The sequence below is a fragment of the Citrobacter sp. RHBSTW-00881 genome, assembly GCF_013728515.1.
Taxonomy (GTDB): Bacteria; Pseudomonadota; Gammaproteobacteria; order Enterobacterales; family Enterobacteriaceae; genus Citrobacter; species Citrobacter braakii.
This window is the reverse complement of record NZ_CP056269.1, coordinates 101894-117736: the sequence shown is the minus strand read 5'-3', so window position 1 is coordinate 117736 and position 15843 is coordinate 101894. Positions and strand designations below refer to the sequence as shown.

The following is a 15843-nucleotide window of genomic DNA, read 5'->3' as shown; positions in this document are numbered from 1 at the left end:
GCGTAAAGTGCGTTAAATCCAACCGCGTTCCGCAAAAGAAACGTACTCTCCGCGCCCAATGACCAGATGATCAAGCACCCGGATATCCATGAACTGACAGCATTTCACAACACGCTCGGTGATGAGTTTATCTGCTTTGCTCGGCTCTGCACACCCCGAAGGGTGATTATGTGCAAGGATCACCGCAGAAGCATTCATTTTTATCGCTTCGCGGACAATTTCTCGCGGATGCACTTCAACGTGGCTTAGCGTTCCGGAAAAAAGTTTACGGTGTTTAATCACGCGATGTTGAGAATCCATAAAGATCACATAGAAGATCTCGCGTTCCTCTTGCGAAAGCTGGCTTTGCAGAAATTCACGCGCCATTTCCGGGCTAAGTATCGCACGTTCCTCTATCACCTGTACGTTGTAGTAGCGCCTTGCCAGCTCCACTATTCCCTTCAACTGTGCGTACTTCGCGATACCGATGCCCTGAACATAGCTGAAATCCATGTAATCAGCAGACAACAGGCCATACAACGAATCAAAATGCTGAAGCATCTCTTTCGCCAGCGTAAGCACATCTTTACCCAGTATTCCGGTGCGTAGAAAAAGAGCCAGTAGCTCTACGTCGGTCAGCGAACTGGCCCCCTGCGCCAACAGCTTTTCCCGAGGCATTATACGTCCTGTATTTTCCATGCTTTTCCCCTCCTTTCGCCTCCGCATAGTGGCATAACGCCAGCGGCGAATCGACGCTCTGTTTTCACTTCTTCGTAGAGCCTCGCAAACTGGAGCGCGGGCAAAAGCACGACACATTGCGGATTGTGATAAAATATCCGCCTTCTGGTGAAACCCAACAGGAAAGATCATGATGAGCCTGGCCGGTAAAAAAATCGTACTTGGCGTCAGTGGCGGGATTGCTGCGTACAAAACCCCTGAGCTGGTGCGTCGTTTACGGGAACGCGGCGCAGACGTCCGCGTGGCGATGACCGAAGCAGCAAAAGCGTTTATTACTCCTCTGAGCTTACAGGCGGTTTCGGGCTATCCCGTTTCCGACAGCCTGCTTGACCCCGCAGCCGAAGCCGCGATGGGCCATATTGAACTGGGGAAATGGGCCGATTTGGTTATACTGGCCCCAGCGACGGCAGACCTGATTGCCCGCGTTGCCGCAGGTATGGCCAACGATCTGGTGTCTACGATCTGTCTGGCAACGCCAGCGCCTGTTGCCGTGCTGCCGGCTATGAACCAGCAGATGTACCGCGCTGCCGCAACCCAACACAATCTGGGCATTCTTGCCTCGCGCGGTTTGCTCATTTGGGGCCCTGACAGCGGTAGTCAGGCATGTGGTGATGTCGGTCCTGGACGTATGCTGGATCCGTTAACAATTGTGGATATGGCGGCAGAACATTTTTCACCTGTCAAAGATCTGCAACATCTCAACATCATGATTACAGCAGGCCCGACGCGTGAACCGCTTGATCCCGTGCGTTATATTTCCAACCACAGCTCCGGGAAAATGGGATTTGCTATCGCGGCCGCTGCCGCAAAACGCGGGGCAAACGTCACGCTGGTATCAGGTCCGGTTTCGTTACCTACACCGCCTTTTGTCCAGCGCATTGATGTGATGACCGCGCTGGAAATGGAAGCCGCTGTGCAATCTGCGGTGCAACAACAGCATATTTTTATCGGCTGCGCCGCAGTCGCTGATTATCGCGCTGAAACTGTCGCCAGTGAAAAAATCAAAAAACAGGCCACGCAGGGTGATGAATTAACAGTAAAAATGGTCAAAAACCCGGACATCATCGCTGGTGTTGCCGCACTGGATGCTAACCGTCCTTTTGTCGTTGGGTTTGCCGCCGAAACAAATAATGTGGAAGAATATGCCCGGCAAAAACGCATCCGCAAAAACCTTGATGTGATCTGTGCGAACGACGTTTCGCTGTCCACTCAAGGATTTAACAGCGACAGCAACGCATTACACCTTTTTTGGCAGGATGGAGATAAAGTCTTACCGCTTGAGCGCAAAGAACTCCTGGGCCAATTATTACTCGACGAGATCGTGACCCGTTATGATGAAAAAAATCGACGTTAAGATTCTGGACCCGCGCGTAGGGCAACAATTTCCGCTCCCGACGTACGCCACTTCTGGTTCTGCCGGACTTGACCTGCGTGCCTGTCTTGATGACGCCGTAGAACTGGCGCCTGGCGCAACAACGCTGGTGCCAACCGGGTTAGCTATCCACATTGCCGATCCTTCTCTTGCGGCAGTGATGCTCCCGCGCTCCGGGCTGGGCCATAAGCACGGGATCGTACTGGGCAATCTGGTCGGTTTGATTGATTCCGACTACCAGGGCCAGCTGATGGTTTCAATCTGGAACCGTGGTCAGGACAACTTTACTATTGAACCGGGCGAACGTATCGCGCAGATGGTATTTGTACCGGTCGTCCAGGCTGAATTTAATTTGGTGGAAGAGTTTGAAGCCACCGATCGTGGCGAAGGTGGCTTCGGCCATTCCGGGCGCAAGTAACCCGCAGAAAAGTATCTCACAGCGTAATAACGCAATAACACACCGCAAACACCCGTTTGCGGTCGCTGTGTGGATGCCTGCCTGGCAAGAGCTTATTTTCAGGGGTATTTTGTAACATGGTAGAAAAGCAAACTGCGAAAAGGAATCGTCGCGAAGAAATACTTCAGTCTCTGGCACTGATGCTTGAGTCCAGCGATGGTAGCCAACGCATCACGACAGCTAAACTGGCGGCCTCTGTGGGCGTTTCCGAAGCGGCCTTGTATCGCCATTTTCCCAGCAAGACCCGCATGTTCGATAGCCTGATTGAGTTTATCGAAGATAGTCTGATTACCCGTATCAATCTGATTTTGAAAGATGAAAAAGACACTAACGCGCGATTGCGTCTGATCGTACTGCTGATTTTAGGGTTCGGTGAACGTAATCCTGGCCTGACGCGAATTCTGACCGGACACGCATTGATGTTCGAGCAAGACCGTCTGCAAGGCCGTATTAACCAGCTTTTTGAGCGAATTGAGGCGCAGTTACGCCAGGTTCTGCGAGAAAAAAGAATGCGTGAAGGTGAAGGCTACACCGTGGATGAAACGCTGCTGGCCAGCCAGCTACTGGCTTTCTGCGAAGGTATGCTGTCCCGGTTTGTACGTAGCGAATTTAAATACCGCCCAACGGATGATTTCGACATCCGCTGGCCGTTGGTTGCCGCTCAATTGCAGTAACACCGTTGTTGGATGGCGACCTCGCCTATTTTGCCTACGAACCCCGCGGTGCGTAGGCTGGATAAGCGCAGCGCCATCCGGCAGTTCTTATACGCCGTACGCTTCGCGATACGCCCGTACTGCGGCCAGGTGTTCTGCCATTTCTGGTTTTTCTTCCAGATACGCAATTAGATCTTTCAGGGTAATGATAGAAATCACCTTGCAGCCATAATCGCGTTCCACTTCCTGAATAGCTGAAATCTCGCCGCGACCGCGTTCCTGACGATCGAGAGAAATCAGTACCCCCGCCAGCGTGGCGCCGTTAGCCTGAATAATTTCCATCGACTCACGAATAGCCGTACCTGCGGTGATAACATCATCCACCAGCATTACACGCCCCTCAAGTGCGCTACCTACCAGATTACCGCCTTCACCGTGGGTCTTCGCCTCTTTACGGTTAAAGCAGTACGGCAAATCTTTATCGTGGTGTTCCGCCAGCGCAACAGCCGTGGTGGTCGCAATCGGGATACCTTTGTAGGCCGGACCAAACAGCAAATCGAACTCAATACCGGAATCCATCAGCGCTTCGGCATAAAAACGGCCTAATAGTGCCAGGCAGCGCCCGGTATTAAACAGCCCGGCGTTGAAGAAATAGGGGCTTTTACGCCCGGATTTCAGCGTAAACTCGCCAAACTTTAGTACCTGCTTGCTAAGCGCAAACTCAATAAACTGGCGCTGATACGGTTTCATGGATTCGCTCCTCATCTCACTTTATTACAGACAAAAAAAAGGCGACTCATCAGTCGCCTTTAAAATCAATTTTCTAACGCCGCCTTCTGCGTCGTTACAATGGATTCGATTCCCCCTCGGGCTAACGCCAGTAGTGTGAGAAGTTCTTCATGGCTGAACGGCTCGCCTTCTGCCGTACCCTGCACCTCTATAATGCGTCCGTCTTCAGTCATCACCACGTTCATGTCGGTTTCTGCGGCAGAATCCTCAACGTATTCGAGGTCACAGAGCGCTTCACCATTCACAATGCCCACGGAAACCGCGGCGACCATCCCTTTCATCGGGTTAGTTTTCAGTTTACCGCTCGCTACCAGCTTGTTCAGCGCATCAGCCAATGCCACACATGCGCCGGTAATTGATGCAGTGCGCGTACCGCCATCTGCCTGAATAACATCGCAGTCCAGCGTAATAGTGAATTCACCGAGCGTCTTCAGATCAACGGCGGCGCGCAGCGCACGAGCGATCAGACGCTGGATTTCCATGGTACGACCGCCCTGCTTACCTTTCGCCGCTTCACGGGCGTTACGGGTGTGCGTGGCGCGTGGCAGCATGCCATATTCTGCGGTGATCCAGCCCTGGCCCTGACCTTTCAGAAAACGCGGTACGCCTTCATCAATAGAGGCGGTACACAGCACTTTGGTATCACCAAATTCGACCAGCACGGAGCCTTCAGCGTGTTTTGTATAATTACGGGTCAGGGTGACGGGACGCACCTGGTTGGCACTACGACCTGCTGGACGCATGATAAAATCTCCGGCTTGAAACGAATGTGGCTGCGCATTATACGGACTTCCGACTGTTATTCCTATCCTGACAAGACGTGGATGGCTATAATCCTCCCATCTCATCTTTAAAAACAGGAACGTCTATGATCCGCAGCATGACCGCCTACGCCCGGCGTGAAATCAAGGGTGAATGGGGTAGCGCTACCTGGGAAATGCGCTCGGTAAACCAGCGTTATCTGGAAACTTATTTTCGCCTGCCGGAACAGTTCCGTAGTCTTGAACCCGTTGTTCGCGAACGCATACGCACGCGTCTGACGCGCGGTAAAGTCGAGTGTACGCTGCGTTTTGAACCTGATGCCAGCGCCCAGGGCGAGCTGATTCTAAATGAAAAGCTCGCTAAACAGCTCGTTAGCGCTGCTAACTGGGTCAAAATGCAGAGTGATGAAGGTGAAATTAACCCAGTTGATATCCTGCGCTGGCCAGGCGTAATGGCTGCCCAGGAGCAAGATCTGGACGCCATTGCCGCCGAGATCCTCGCCGCGCTTGACGGTACGCTGGATGACTTCATCATCGCGCGAGAAACCGAAGGTCAGGCGCTGAAAGCGCTGATCGAGCAGCGTCTGGAAGGCGTCAGCACTGAAGTCGCTAAAGTGCGTGCACATATGCCGGAAATTCTGCAATGGCAGCGTGAGCGTCTGGTAGCCAAACTGGAAGACGCCCAGGTGCAACTGGAGAATAACCGCCTTGAGCAAGAACTGGTGCTGATGGCGCAGCGCATAGATGTAGCAGAAGAGTTAGATCGTCTGGAAGCCCACGTCAAAGAAACCTACAACATTCTGAAGAAAAAAGAGGCTGTTGGCCGCCGTCTGGACTTCATGATGCAGGAATTCAACCGTGAGTCGAACACTCTTGCATCCAAGTCTATCAATGCCGAGGTGACTAATTCCGCAATTGAACTGAAGGTATTGATCGAGCAAATGCGCGAGCAGATTCAGAATATCGAGTAATTTTGCGTACCATGCCTATGCTATCGTAACGTACTAGATAGCCTGCTCAATGCAGGCTATCCGTACCGCCAGTAAGTGCTGATTGATATAAAATTGAATACTTATTTATCTGGCATATATTTGTCGTTATAAATACTCTTCAGAATATCAACCCGAACAGCATTACTGCTGTTCATATTCACGACTGTCAGTACTTCATCGGATCCCCTGAGGCGCCAGCATTCTGCCTCAACATCGCATTTTACCTGTTTTTCATAGCCCGCCATTGAGAGATACTTACTAATCCTCCCCGTATCCCTGGTATCATGGAACGTCACACTCCATACATCAGCCTTAGGACCAGAAATGTTCGTATAATTAAAGTCATACACTTGGGATATTCTCGGCATTTTTTTTAAAACTTGGGGAGTGTAATAATCATATTTGGCTTTATCAAACTCTGTATATTGTGCGTTACCTGCAAGTCTCATTTTAATATTAGGCCAGAAATAAGAGCTGCATATAGCTATTACCATCAGCACTATTATGACTGCCTGTTTCATATGTTTCCCTGTTTTACGAGTTAACGACCGTTCCATCTCTGGAAACTATTTTAACGTTACCAGAACTGAAATCGCTGTAAGGTATCACTGTTCTCATGAATGAGGGTAAAACATCTTTTACAGGAAGAGCTAAAGCTGATTTCATCGGATCGGGAAATAAAATCGGTTGGAATGAGGTGTTTTTAAAAGAGCCGATTGGACCATAATAATCCCAACGTCTGAGGGCTTCCTCTTTGCTGACGGGCTGCAATAGCGGGAATGGGTTACTATTTGAGACGACTCGGTAGAAGCCCAACAAATCGGATACTAAATCCTCACCACTGAAACCGCTGTCGGTGTAAAGATAAAAGGGGAATTTTGACTGTAAACCTTCAAAACGATGAGCAAGCGCCATCATCATGGAAAGCGCTATACTATATCGTTCAAATAAGCTGCGCCCTTTTTTAATTCTCCATCTAATGAACTTCCCAATTGTGAGCCCTCCTTTTCCCATACTTTGAGTGTATTTTACATCGTAATAATTGTTTCCTGAATGCTCGCCTTGGTGCATATCCGAGAGTAACTTTCTGACATCCTGAATTTCTTCTCTTACGCTCATACCTAGCACTCCAACGCACTAAATGCTGAAGATTTTGCTGTAAATGCACCCATACATATAGAAGCGATAGCTGAGGAAGTCATTTTTCAGAATAGAAGCCGCTGAATATCAGACTTTACTCAGAATAACTTCCCCAATGACATCTGGATGTGTAGTCATTGTAAGAAATACCATTTTTGCAGCGCACCAAAGTACATACCACACCTACTAATCTCTCGCTGCAACATTCAAGGTATGACTCAAATACGAACCGGAGTGTCAATTTGTCCAGTGGTCGAGGGTGATAGTTTGGGTGAAATATGATACGTAGCCCCCCCATAAACGGCGGGGTTACGTGTTTTCCCAACACTTCGGTTGTGACCCATCCAGTTCGAATTATATTTTCTCATCCTTTATTATCAACACTAATAAAACAAAGTGCATGCCATAACGCATTTACAGCAAACTCACATTAGCTGTAGTTATTAAAATCGCTTCACCTTAGAAAATCTCAATCGTGACAATGCGCACAAATCGTTAACCTTAGCCCCAGCAAATCAGGGGGAATACATGCTGTTACACGTTTTATATTTAATTGGTATTACTGCCGAAGCCATGACCGGTGCGCTTGCGGCTGGGCGTCGCCGTATGGATACATTTGGCGTTATTATCATTGCCACCGCGACGGCCATTGGCGGCGGCTCGGTACGCGACATTCTTCTCGGCCACTATCCGCTCGGCTGGGTAAAGCACCCTGAATACGTCATTATCGTGGCGACCGCTGCGGTACTCACCACCATTATTGCCCCCGTCATGCCCTATCTGCGTAAAATATTCCTCGTCCTGGATGCGCTGGGCCTGGTGGTCTTTTCTATTATTGGCGCCCAGGTGGCACTGGATATGGGTCATGGACCGATTATTGCCGTGGTCGCTGCGGTCACTACCGGGGTCTTTGGTGGTGTATTACGTGACATGTTCTGCAAACGCATCCCGTTAGTATTCCAGAAAGAACTGTATGCCGGCGTTTCATTTGCCGCTGCTGTGCTGTATATCGTGCTGCAACATTATGTCTCCAGCCACGATGTGGTGGTGATCTCTACCCTGCTCTTCGGCTTTACCGCCCGACTACTGGCCCTGCGCCTGAAGTTGGGGCTGCCGGTATTTTACTATCGCCATGAAGGCCATTAAGGCATAAAGCCCGTGATCCGCTGAGCAGCTAACCACTTGCTCAGCGCTGTGATCTCTTTATCTTCCAGCCACTGAATAACCTGTCGTGCCCGTCGCTCTCCCATGAAAGGAAGTTGCCGCCAGCTTTGTTCACTGCGTTCCCGTAACTGCTGCCACGATCCATCCCGACTGGCATTCAACGTTGCCTGTGTTAACGGTATTCCCATGGCAATCACCCAGCGCGTAAATGGAAGATGGCGTGACAGATTGAACTGATGCCACAGCTTCCCCCCTTTGTTCACGCCAAATGTGGACTGTAGCTGCTCCTGCGTTAATCCAAGCCAGGAAAAGATATGTTCAAAGCGATACGTCTGATGTAACTCCCGCCATCCCGCTTCGCTCATACCCTCCAGCCCTAGCACATCTTTGGCCCCCAGCCAGACGAGTCTGGCAACAAACTGTTCCTGACACTCCGCTGTGGCATAAAAACAAGTTAGTGAATTGAAGCGCCCCTCAGGTGGTGCTGGCTTATTACGCTGGATGCTGCGCCAGACCACCTCATCTATACGGGGAATCCCCTGTCCAGCCAGACTTATCAGAATCTGATCGCCAGGCGCAATATCCCATTCATTCCAGCGCCGGATTGAGCCAATATTGACGCGCTGCACCCGCTTATCATCCAGCATGACGGGGACCAGCAATGCAACCACCGCAATTTTCCCGCTTTTGCCAACGGAGAACTGAATACCCGTCACCTCAGATACCCTGGCCACGGGAGGATATTTCCACGCTGCCAGCCAGTCTCCTTGTCCGGGTAGCCAATATTGCGCCCGCGGTTCTTTTCCCGTTCGCACCACCACACCATCCGTCACAAAAGGTAACGCTGAAGTCCACCACCTGGCACGCGCCTGCTCGACGTCATCCACACTCTTCACGGCCTGAGTATATCGTTGCGTGAAACTGAACCCGGCAGCAGTGAGTTGCTCAAGTCTTTCCGACATGGCAACTGGACCATCAGGCCAGGCCCAGATAAAAATAGCCAGCGAACGTAACATTTCCGGGTTGCTCTGGCGCATCATCATTCCAGCAACCTTTGAGCGGGCGTTCATTCCCCCTCTCTGCTGCTGAATATGCCCTTGTTGCTGCAAAAATATCTCCCCCTGCAACGTACTGTTAGAGAGCGGCCCGGTGGTAGTACGTGGAACGGAAGGGATCTGAAGAACCTTTTGCGTCCAGTCTTCGCCTTTCAGACCGTTACCACGGCTAATCGCCCGTATCAGATTTCCATTGCGATAAACCAGCGTGACCGCCACGCCATCCACCTTCGGCTGCACCCAGAGATCGCTACGAGCATGCATCCATTGCTGTAGCGCTTGCTTATCGGCAAGTTTTCGAACTCCCGTATGGGGAACGGGGTGCGAGACTGTTCCACTTATTGGGGGCGCAGATAGATCTGGTGGGGCTTCATCGCCAAAACAGCGCTGCCATTGGATGAGTTGCGCATTGAGCTGGTCATAAACAGCGTCGTCTACGACACTTTCCCCTTGTTTCCAGTAACTGTCATTCCACTGTGTTATCTGCTGCTGTAGCCGTGAAATTTCCTCTTGTGCCCTGGCTGGCGACCAGACGGGGCATACCGCCCATGAGGGTAGATACCACATTAGCAAAACCAGCCCTATGCATTTCCATAATCCCATGCTATCTCCGCTGAACCATACGTTTCCCGGCAGGTATAACGCGAATTGAAATGGAAACAGAGCGGCAAAAACTCATCCTGCGAGCAACGTTCCTGACATTTGCACGAATTGCTGCAAATCGCGGATAAAACAGGAAACTGGTACGCAAAACGCAATAAACATGCGCAAAAAGTGTGACAAGGGCTACGTCACATAGCGGCTACGTGTATAATAAGCCCGTATGTAGGCTCTCTTTCGACAATCACATACATTAAGATACTCATGGCTCAAGGCACGCTTTATATTGTTTCTGCCCCCAGTGGCGCGGGTAAATCCAGCCTGATTCAGGCTTTATTAAAGACCCAACCGTTGTATGACACCCAGGTTTCTGTTTCGCACACCACGCGCGCACCGCGCCCGGGGGAAGTGCACGGTGAACACTATTTTTTTGTGAACCATGACGAATTCAGAAACATGATTGGCAGAGACGCGTTCCTGGAACACGCTGAGGTTTTCGGTAATTACTACGGCACCTCGCGTGAGACCATTGAGCAAGTATTAGCATCCGGCGTAGACGTCTTTTTAGATATCGACTGGCAAGGTGCGCAGCAGATTCGTCAAAAAATGCCGCATGCGCGCAGTATTTTTATTTTGCCGCCATCTAAGATTGAGCTGGATCGCCGTCTTCGTGGCCGCGGTCAGGATAGCGAAGACGTGATCGCAAAACGTATGGCGCAAGCTGTTGCAGAAATGAGCCATTACGCCGAATATGATTATCTTATTGTGAATGATGATTTCGATACCGCCCTGGGCGATTTGAAAACTATCATTCGCGCCGAACGTCTGCGCATGAGCCGCCAAAAGCAGCGTCATGACGCTTTAATCAGCAAACTGTTGGCAGACTGAACCCACATTCAGTATCATGCCCAGTCATTTCTTCACCTGTGGAGCATTTTAAGTATGGCACGCGTAACTGTTCAGGACGCTGTAGAGAAAATTGGTAACCGTTTTGACCTGGTACTGGTCGCCGCGCGTCGCGCTCGTCAGATGCAGGTAGGCGGAAAGGATCCGCTCGTACCGGAAGAAAACGATAAAACTACCGTTATCGCGCTGCGCGAAATCGAAGAAGGTCTGATCAACAACCAGATCCTCGACGTGCGTGAGCGCCAGGAACAGCAAGAGCAGGAAGCCGCTGAATTACAAGCCGTTACCGCTATTGCTGAAGGTCGTCGTTAATCACAAAGCGGGTCGCCCTTGTATCTGTTTGAAAGCCTGAATCAACTGATTCAAAACTACCTGCCGGAAGACCAGATTAAGCGTCTTCGGCAGGCGTATCTCGTTGCACGTGACGCTCACGAGGGCCAGACACGTTCAAGCGGTGAACCCTATATCACGCACCCGGTAGCGGTAGCCTGCATTCTGGCCGAGATGAAACTCGACTATGAAACGCTGATGGCTGCGCTGCTGCATGACGTGATTGAAGATACCCCAGCCACCTACCAGGACATGGAACAGCTTTTTGGTAAAAGCGTTGCTGAACTGGTAGAAGGGGTGTCGAAACTTGATAAGCTTAAGTTTCGCGATAAGAAAGAGGCGCAAGCTGAAAACTTTCGCAAGATGATTATGGCGATGGTGCAGGATATCCGCGTCATTCTCATCAAACTCGCTGACCGTACCCACAACATGCGCACGCTGGGCTCATTACGCCCGGACAAGCGTCGCCGCATCGCCCGTGAAACCCTCGAAATCTATAGTCCGCTGGCACACCGTTTAGGTATTCATCACATTAAAACCGAGCTGGAAGAGCTGGGTTTTGAAGCGCTGTACCCGAACCGCTATCGCGTGATTAAAGAAGTGGTTAAAGCCGCTCGTGGCAACCGCAAAGAGATGATCCAAAAAATCCTCTCGGAAATCGAAGGGCGTTTACAGGAGGCAGGCATTCCGTGTCGCGTAAGTGGCCGCGAGAAGCACCTGTACTCTATTTACTGCAAAATGGTGCTCAAAGAGCAGCGTTTTCACTCCATCATGGATATCTACGCTTTTCGCGTTATCGTTCATGATTCCGATACCTGTTATCGCGTACTCGGCCAGATGCACAGCCTGTACAAACCTCGTCCTGGTCGCGTGAAAGACTATATCGCCATTCCGAAAGCGAACGGATATCAGTCTTTGCACACCTCAATGATCGGCCCTCACGGCGTCCCGGTTGAAGTACAGATTCGTACCGAAGACATGGACCAGATGGCAGAAATGGGTGTAGCAGCGCACTGGGCTTACAAAGAGCACGGCGGCGAAAGCAGCACCACCGCACAAATCCGCGCTCAACGCTGGATGCAAAGCCTGCTGGAACTGCAGCAGAGCGCCGGTAGCTCGTTTGAATTTATTGAAAGCGTCAAATCTGATCTCTTCCCGGATGAGATTTATGTTTTCACACCGGAAGGGCGCATTGTCGAACTGCCTGCCGGTGCAACGCCTGTCGACTTCGCCTACGCCGTGCATACCGATATCGGTCACGCCTGCGTCGGCGCACGCGTCGACAGACAACCTTACCCGCTTTCGCAGCCGCTCTTTAGTGGCCAGACCGTTGAGATTATTACCGCTCCGGGCGCCCGTCCGAATGCAGCGTGGCTCAACTTCGTCGTCAGTTCGAAAGCGCGCGCCAAAATTCGCCAACTGCTGAAAAACCTTAAGCGCGATGATTCCGTCAGTCTGGGTCGTCGACTGCTCAACCATGCCTTAGGCGGTAGCCGTAAACTGGCTGAGATCCCGCCAGAGAGCATCCAGCGTGAGCTTGAGCGCATGAAGCTCGCCACGCTTGACGATCTGCTCGCGGAAATCGGTCTGGGTAACGCCATGAGCGTGGTGGTAGCGAAAAACCTCCAGCAGGGCGAAGCAACGGCAAACGTGCCAGCGCAATCTGGCCACGGTCATCTGCCGATCAAAGGCGCAGATGGCGTGCTGATCACCTTCGCGAAATGCTGTCGTCCGATTCCTGGCGATCCAATCATTGCCCACGTCAGCCCGGGTAAAGGTCTGGTGATTCACCATGAATCCTGCCGTAACATTCGTGGCTATCAAAAAGAGCCAGAGAAGTTTATGGCGGTGGAATGGGATAAAGAGACAGAGCAGGAGTTCATTACCGAGATTAAGGTGGATATGTTTAACCACCAGGGTGCTCTGGCGAACCTGACGGCGGCAATCAACACGACCACCTCCAACATTCAAAGTCTGAATACGGAAGAGAAAGATGGCCGCGTCTATAGCGCCTTTATTCGCCTGACCGCTCGCGATCGCGTGCACCTGGCGAATATCATGCGCAAAATCCGCGTCATGCCGGACGTGATAAAAGTCACCCGTAACCGTAACTAGAACACGTTTTATGAATACTCAACGTTATGCACGTATTTGCGAGATGCTCGCACGTCGTCAGCCCGATCTGACCGTCTGCATGGAGCAGGTCCACAAACCTCATAACGTTTCTGCAATCATTCGTACTGCAGACGCGGTCGGCGTGCATGAAGTCCACGCCGTCTGGCCTGGTAGCCGTATGCGCACCATGGCCTCTTCTGCCGCAGGCAGCAACAGTTGGGTACAGGTGAAGACTCACCGCACTATTGGCGATGCGGTCACACATTTAAAAAGCCAGGGAATGCAGGTTCTGGCAACACATCTGTCAGATAAAGCCGTGGATTTTCGCGAGATTGATTACACGCGCCCCACCTGCATCCTGATGGGCCAGGAGAAAACCGGCATCACTCAGGAAGCGTTGGATCTGGCGGATCAGGACATCATCATTCCCATGACTGGCATGGTGCAATCGCTGAACGTTTCGGTCGCCTCCGCGCTGATTCTGTACGAAGCACAGCGCCAGCGGCAAAACGCCGGCATGTACCGACGAGAAAACAGCATGCTGGCGCAAGATGAGCAGCAGCGTTTGCTGTTTGAAGGCGGTTATCCGGTGCTGGCGAATGTCGCTAAGCGCAAAGGTCTTCCCTACCCCCACGTAAACACGCAGGGCGAAATTGAAGCCGATGCAACGTGGTGGGCCACTATGCAATCTGCGAGATAAACGCGATGAAAGGCCGTTTACTGGATGCCATCCCACTCAATTCTCTGACCGGCGTTGGCGCAGCGCAAAGCAGTAAACTGGCGAAAATTGGCCTGCACACCGTGCAGGACCTTCTGCTCCACCTCCCTCTGCGTTACGAAGACCGCACGCACCTGTACCCGATTGGCGAACTGCTGCCGGGCGTTTATGCCACCGTAGAAGGTGAAGTGCTGAACTGCAATATCACCTTCGGCGGACGCCGGATGATGACCTGTCAGATCAGTGATGGCTCCGGCATTCTCACCATGCGCTTTTTCAACTTCAGCGCCGCAATGAAAAACAGTCTCGCCACCGGTCGCCGGGTGCTGGCCTATGGCGAAGCCAAACGCGGAAAATACGGCGCAGAGATGATCCACCCGGAGTATCGCGTGCAGGGCGATCTCAGCACGCCGGAATTGCAGGAAACGCTCACACCGGTGTATCCAACCACCGAAGGCGTGAAGCAGGCCACGCTGCGCAAACTGACCGATCAAGCGCTGGACCTGCTCGATACCTGCGCTATTGCCGAACTGCTGCCGCCAGAGCTGTTGCAAGGTATGATGAGCCTGCCGGAAGCTTTGCGCACATTGCACCGTCCACCGCCGTCACTGCAGTTGAGCGATCTGGAAACCGGTCAGCATCCAGCACAGCGACGTCTGATTCTGGAAGAACTGCTGGCGCATAACCTCAGCATGCTGGCACTACGCGCCGGGGCGCAACGTTTCCACGCCCAGCCGCTGATCGCAAACAACGCGCTGAAAGATAAGCTGCTGGCGGCTCTACCGTTTAAACCCACCGGCGCCCAGGCCCGCGTTACCGCTGAGATCGAACGCGATATGGCACTGGATGTCCCCATGATGCGTCTGGTTCAGGGCGATGTCGGCTCAGGTAAAACGCTGGTTGCGGCGCTGGCCGCCCTACGTGCCATCGCACATGGTAAGCAAGTTGCGCTAATGGCCCCCACCGAACTGCTGGCTGAACAGCACGCCAATAACTTCCGCAACTGGTTCGCGCCACTGGGTATTGAAGTTGGCTGGCTGGCAGGTAAACAGAAAGGCAAAGCGCGCCAGGCACAGCAGGAAGCTATCGCCAGCGGTGAGGTGCAGATGATTGTCGGCACGCACGCAATTTTCCAGGAACAGGTGCAGTTCAACGGACTGGCACTGGTTATCATCGACGAACAGCACCGTTTTGGCGTACATCAGCGCCTGGCGCTGTGGGAGAAAGGCCAGCAGCAGGGTTTCCATCCACACCAGCTAATCATGACCGCCACCCCAATCCCGCGTACGCTGGCGATGACCGCCTATGCCGATCTCGACACGTCGGTCATTGACGAACTCCCTCCGGGGCGTACGCCGGTCACCACGGTGGCGATTCCGGATACCCGCCGCAGCGATATTATTGACCGCGTGCGCAACGCTTGTACCCATGAAGGGCGCCAGGCGTACTGGGTCTGTACGCTGATTGAGGAGTCTGATTTGTTAGAAGCTCAGGCGGCTGAAGCCACGTGGGAAGAGCTTAAACTGGTGCTGCCAGAGCTGAATATTGGCCTGGTACACGGCCGTATGAAGCCCGCAGAGAAGCAGTCGGTAATGGCGGCGTTTAAGCAGGGCGAACTGCAGCTGCTGGTTGCCACCACGGTGATTGAAGTGGGCGTAGACGTACCTAACGCCAGCCTGATGATTATTGAAAACCCGGAGCGCTTGGGCCTGGCGCAGTTGCACCAGCTACGTGGTCGCGTAGGTCGTGGCGCGGTGGCCTCCCACTGCGTCCTGCTCTACAAATCGCCGCTGTCAAAAACCGCGCAAAAACGTCTGCAGGTTCTGCGCGACAGCAACGACGGATTCGTGATCGCGCAAAAAGATTTAGAGATCCGCGGGCCCGGCGAGCTGTTGGGTACGCGCCAGACCGGAACGGCAGAATTCAAAGTCGCAGATTTGCTGCGCGATCAGGCGATTATCCCGGAAGTTCAGCGCATTGCCCGTCATATTCACGAACGTTACCCGCAACAGGCTGTGGCACTGATTGAACGCTGGATGCCGGAAACCGAGCGCTACTCCAACGCATAGTCGAT

16 protein-coding genes are annotated in these 15843 nt (G+C 52.3%); 10 read left to right on the top strand and 6 right to left on the bottom strand.

The window, feature by feature from the left end:
* Positions 1 to 12: 12 nt before the first annotated feature.
* The gene (gene radC / locus HV311_RS00560; RefSeq protein WP_016154986.1) at positions 13 to 678 is read right to left on the bottom strand and encodes a RadC family protein; all 666 of its coding nucleotides are present in this window, start codon (positions 676 to 678) and stop codon (positions 13 to 15) included.
* 172 nt (positions 679 to 850) lie between these two features.
* Between radC and coaBC the strand changes: the two genes are divergently transcribed.
* The 3 genes from coaBC (at position 851) to slmA (ending at position 3220) form a co-directional block, all read left to right on the top strand.
* Positions 851 to 2071 (top strand): bifunctional phosphopantothenoylcysteine decarboxylase/phosphopantothenate--cysteine ligase CoaBC, encoded by a 1221-nt coding sequence (gene coaBC / locus HV311_RS00555; RefSeq protein WP_088583168.1) that lies wholly within the window; start codon positions 851 to 853, stop codon positions 2069 to 2071.
* A complete protein-coding gene (gene dut / locus HV311_RS00550; RefSeq protein ID WP_016154988.1) occupies positions 2049 to 2507 on the top strand; it encodes a dUTP diphosphatase in 459 nt (152 codons plus the stop codon). Before coaBC ends, dut begins: the two co-directional genes overlap by 23 nt.
* Before the next feature lie 116 nt (positions 2508 to 2623).
* A complete protein-coding gene (gene slmA, locus HV311_RS00545) occupies positions 2624 to 3220 on the top strand; it encodes a nucleoid occlusion factor SlmA (RefSeq protein ID WP_016154989.1) in 597 nt (198 codons plus the stop codon).
* An 87-nt stretch (positions 3221 to 3307) separates the two neighbouring features.
* On the opposite strand, the gene pyrE is transcribed toward slmA, so the two are convergent.
* Positions 3308 to 3949: an orotate phosphoribosyltransferase gene (gene pyrE / locus HV311_RS00540; RefSeq protein ID WP_016157763.1), complete on the bottom strand. Its 642-nt coding sequence runs from the start codon at positions 3947 to 3949 to the stop codon at positions 3308 to 3310.
* A 65-nt stretch (positions 3950 to 4014) separates the two neighbouring features.
* On the bottom strand, positions 4015 to 4731 hold the full coding sequence (rph, locus tag HV311_RS00535; protein WP_016154991.1) for a ribonuclease PH: 717 nt from the start codon (positions 4729 to 4731) through the stop codon (positions 4015 to 4017).
* A gap of 125 nt (positions 4732 to 4856) precedes the next feature.
* On the opposite strand from rph, the gene HV311_RS00530 reads away from it, so the two are divergent.
* Entirely contained in the window at positions 4857 to 5720 is an 864-nt protein-coding gene (locus HV311_RS00530) for a YicC/YloC family endoribonuclease (protein ID WP_080859272.1), read from the top strand.
* Positions 5721 to 5821: 101 nt separating this feature from the next.
* On the opposite strand, the gene HV311_RS00525 is transcribed toward HV311_RS00530, so the two are convergent.
* Entirely contained in the window at positions 5822 to 6262 is a 441-nt protein-coding gene (locus tag HV311_RS00525; protein ID WP_019078037.1) for a hypothetical protein, read from the bottom strand.
* A gap of 13 nt (positions 6263 to 6275) precedes the next feature.
* Positions 6276 to 6860: a hypothetical protein gene (locus HV311_RS00520; RefSeq protein WP_223952447.1), complete on the bottom strand. Its 585-nt coding sequence runs from the start codon at positions 6858 to 6860 to the stop codon at positions 6276 to 6278.
* Positions 6861 to 7409: 549 nt separating this feature from the next.
* Between HV311_RS00520 and HV311_RS00515 the strand changes: the two genes are divergently transcribed.
* Positions 7410 to 8027: a trimeric intracellular cation channel family protein gene (locus HV311_RS00515; RefSeq protein WP_003024049.1), complete on the top strand. Its 618-nt coding sequence runs from the start codon at positions 7410 to 7412 to the stop codon at positions 8025 to 8027.
* Here HV311_RS00515 and ligB read toward each other — a convergent pair.
* Positions 8024 to 9703 carry an NAD-dependent DNA ligase LigB gene (gene ligB, locus HV311_RS00510; protein WP_191220600.1) on the bottom strand — a complete coding sequence of 560 codons (1680 nt, stop codon included), beginning with the start codon at positions 9701 to 9703 and terminating at the stop codon, positions 8024 to 8026. The genes HV311_RS00515 and ligB overlap by 4 nt on opposite strands.
* Positions 9704 to 9964: 261 nt before the next feature.
* Between ligB and gmk the strand changes: the two genes are divergently transcribed.
* From gmk to recG, 5 genes are read left to right on the top strand one after another with little or no spacing between them, the layout of a single operon-like run.
* Complete coding sequence (gene gmk, locus HV311_RS00505) at positions 9965 to 10588, top strand: guanylate kinase (RefSeq protein WP_191220599.1); 624 nt, start codon at positions 9965 to 9967, stop codon at positions 10586 to 10588.
* A 54-nt stretch (positions 10589 to 10642) separates the two neighbouring features.
* On the top strand, positions 10643 to 10918 hold the full coding sequence (gene rpoZ / locus HV311_RS00500) for a DNA-directed RNA polymerase subunit omega (RefSeq protein WP_000135058.1): 276 nt from the start codon (positions 10643 to 10645) through the stop codon (positions 10916 to 10918).
* Positions 10919 to 10936: 18 nt separating this feature from the next.
* Entirely contained in the window at positions 10937 to 13051 is a 2115-nt protein-coding gene (gene spoT, locus HV311_RS00495; RefSeq protein WP_003024038.1) for a bifunctional GTP diphosphokinase/guanosine-3',5'-bis pyrophosphate 3'-pyrophosphohydrolase, read from the top strand.
* 10 nt (positions 13052 to 13061) lie between these two features.
* Entirely contained in the window at positions 13062 to 13751 is a 690-nt protein-coding gene (gene trmH, locus HV311_RS00490; RefSeq protein WP_016155007.1) for a tRNA (guanosine(18)-2'-O)-methyltransferase TrmH, read from the top strand.
* A gap of 5 nt (positions 13752 to 13756) precedes the next feature.
* Entirely contained in the window at positions 13757 to 15838 is a 2082-nt protein-coding gene (gene recG, locus HV311_RS00485) for an ATP-dependent DNA helicase RecG (RefSeq protein ID WP_065554400.1), read from the top strand.
* The last annotated feature ends 5 nt before the right edge of the window (positions 15839 to 15843 follow it).

Excerpts from the sequence above, each read along its gene's own strand:
- radC (WP_016154986.1), bottom strand. The coding sequence starts at position 678 with ATGGAAAATACAGGACGTATAATGCCTCGGGAAAAGCTGTTGGCGCAG.
- coaBC (WP_088583168.1), top strand. The coding sequence starts at position 851 with ATGAGCCTGGCCGGTAAAAAAATCGTACTTGGCGTCAGTGGCGGGATT.
- dut (WP_016154988.1), top strand. The coding sequence starts at position 2,049 with ATGATGAAAAAAATCGACGTTAAGATTCTGGACCCGCGCGTAGGGCAA.
- slmA (WP_016154989.1), top strand. The coding sequence starts at position 2,624 with ATGGTAGAAAAGCAAACTGCGAAAAGGAATCGTCGCGAAGAAATACTT.
- pyrE (WP_016157763.1), bottom strand. The coding sequence starts at position 3,949 with ATGAAACCGTATCAGCGCCAGTTTATTGAGTTTGCGCTTAGCAAGCAG.
- rph (WP_016154991.1), bottom strand. The coding sequence starts at position 4,731 with ATGCGTCCAGCAGGTCGTAGTGCCAACCAGGTGCGTCCCGTCACCCTG.
- HV311_RS00530 (WP_080859272.1), top strand. The coding sequence starts at position 4,857 with ATGATCCGCAGCATGACCGCCTACGCCCGGCGTGAAATCAAGGGTGAA.
- HV311_RS00525 (WP_019078037.1), bottom strand. The coding sequence starts at position 6,262 with ATGAAACAGGCAGTCATAATAGTGCTGATGGTAATAGCTATATGCAGC.
- HV311_RS00520 (WP_223952447.1), bottom strand. The coding sequence starts at position 6,860 with ATGAGCGTAAGAGAAGAAATTCAGGATGTCAGAAAGTTACTCTCGGAT.
- HV311_RS00515 (WP_003024049.1), top strand. The coding sequence starts at position 7,410 with ATGCTGTTACACGTTTTATATTTAATTGGTATTACTGCCGAAGCCATG.
- ligB (WP_191220600.1), bottom strand. The coding sequence starts at position 9,703 with ATGGGATTATGGAAATGCATAGGGCTGGTTTTGCTAATGTGGTATCTA.
- gmk (WP_191220599.1), top strand. The coding sequence starts at position 9,965 with ATGGCTCAAGGCACGCTTTATATTGTTTCTGCCCCCAGTGGCGCGGGT.
- rpoZ (WP_000135058.1), top strand. The coding sequence starts at position 10,643 with ATGGCACGCGTAACTGTTCAGGACGCTGTAGAGAAAATTGGTAACCGT.
- trmH (WP_016155007.1), top strand. The coding sequence starts at position 13,062 with ATGAATACTCAACGTTATGCACGTATTTGCGAGATGCTCGCACGTCGT.
- recG (WP_065554400.1), top strand. The coding sequence starts at position 13,757 with ATGAAAGGCCGTTTACTGGATGCCATCCCACTCAATTCTCTGACCGGC.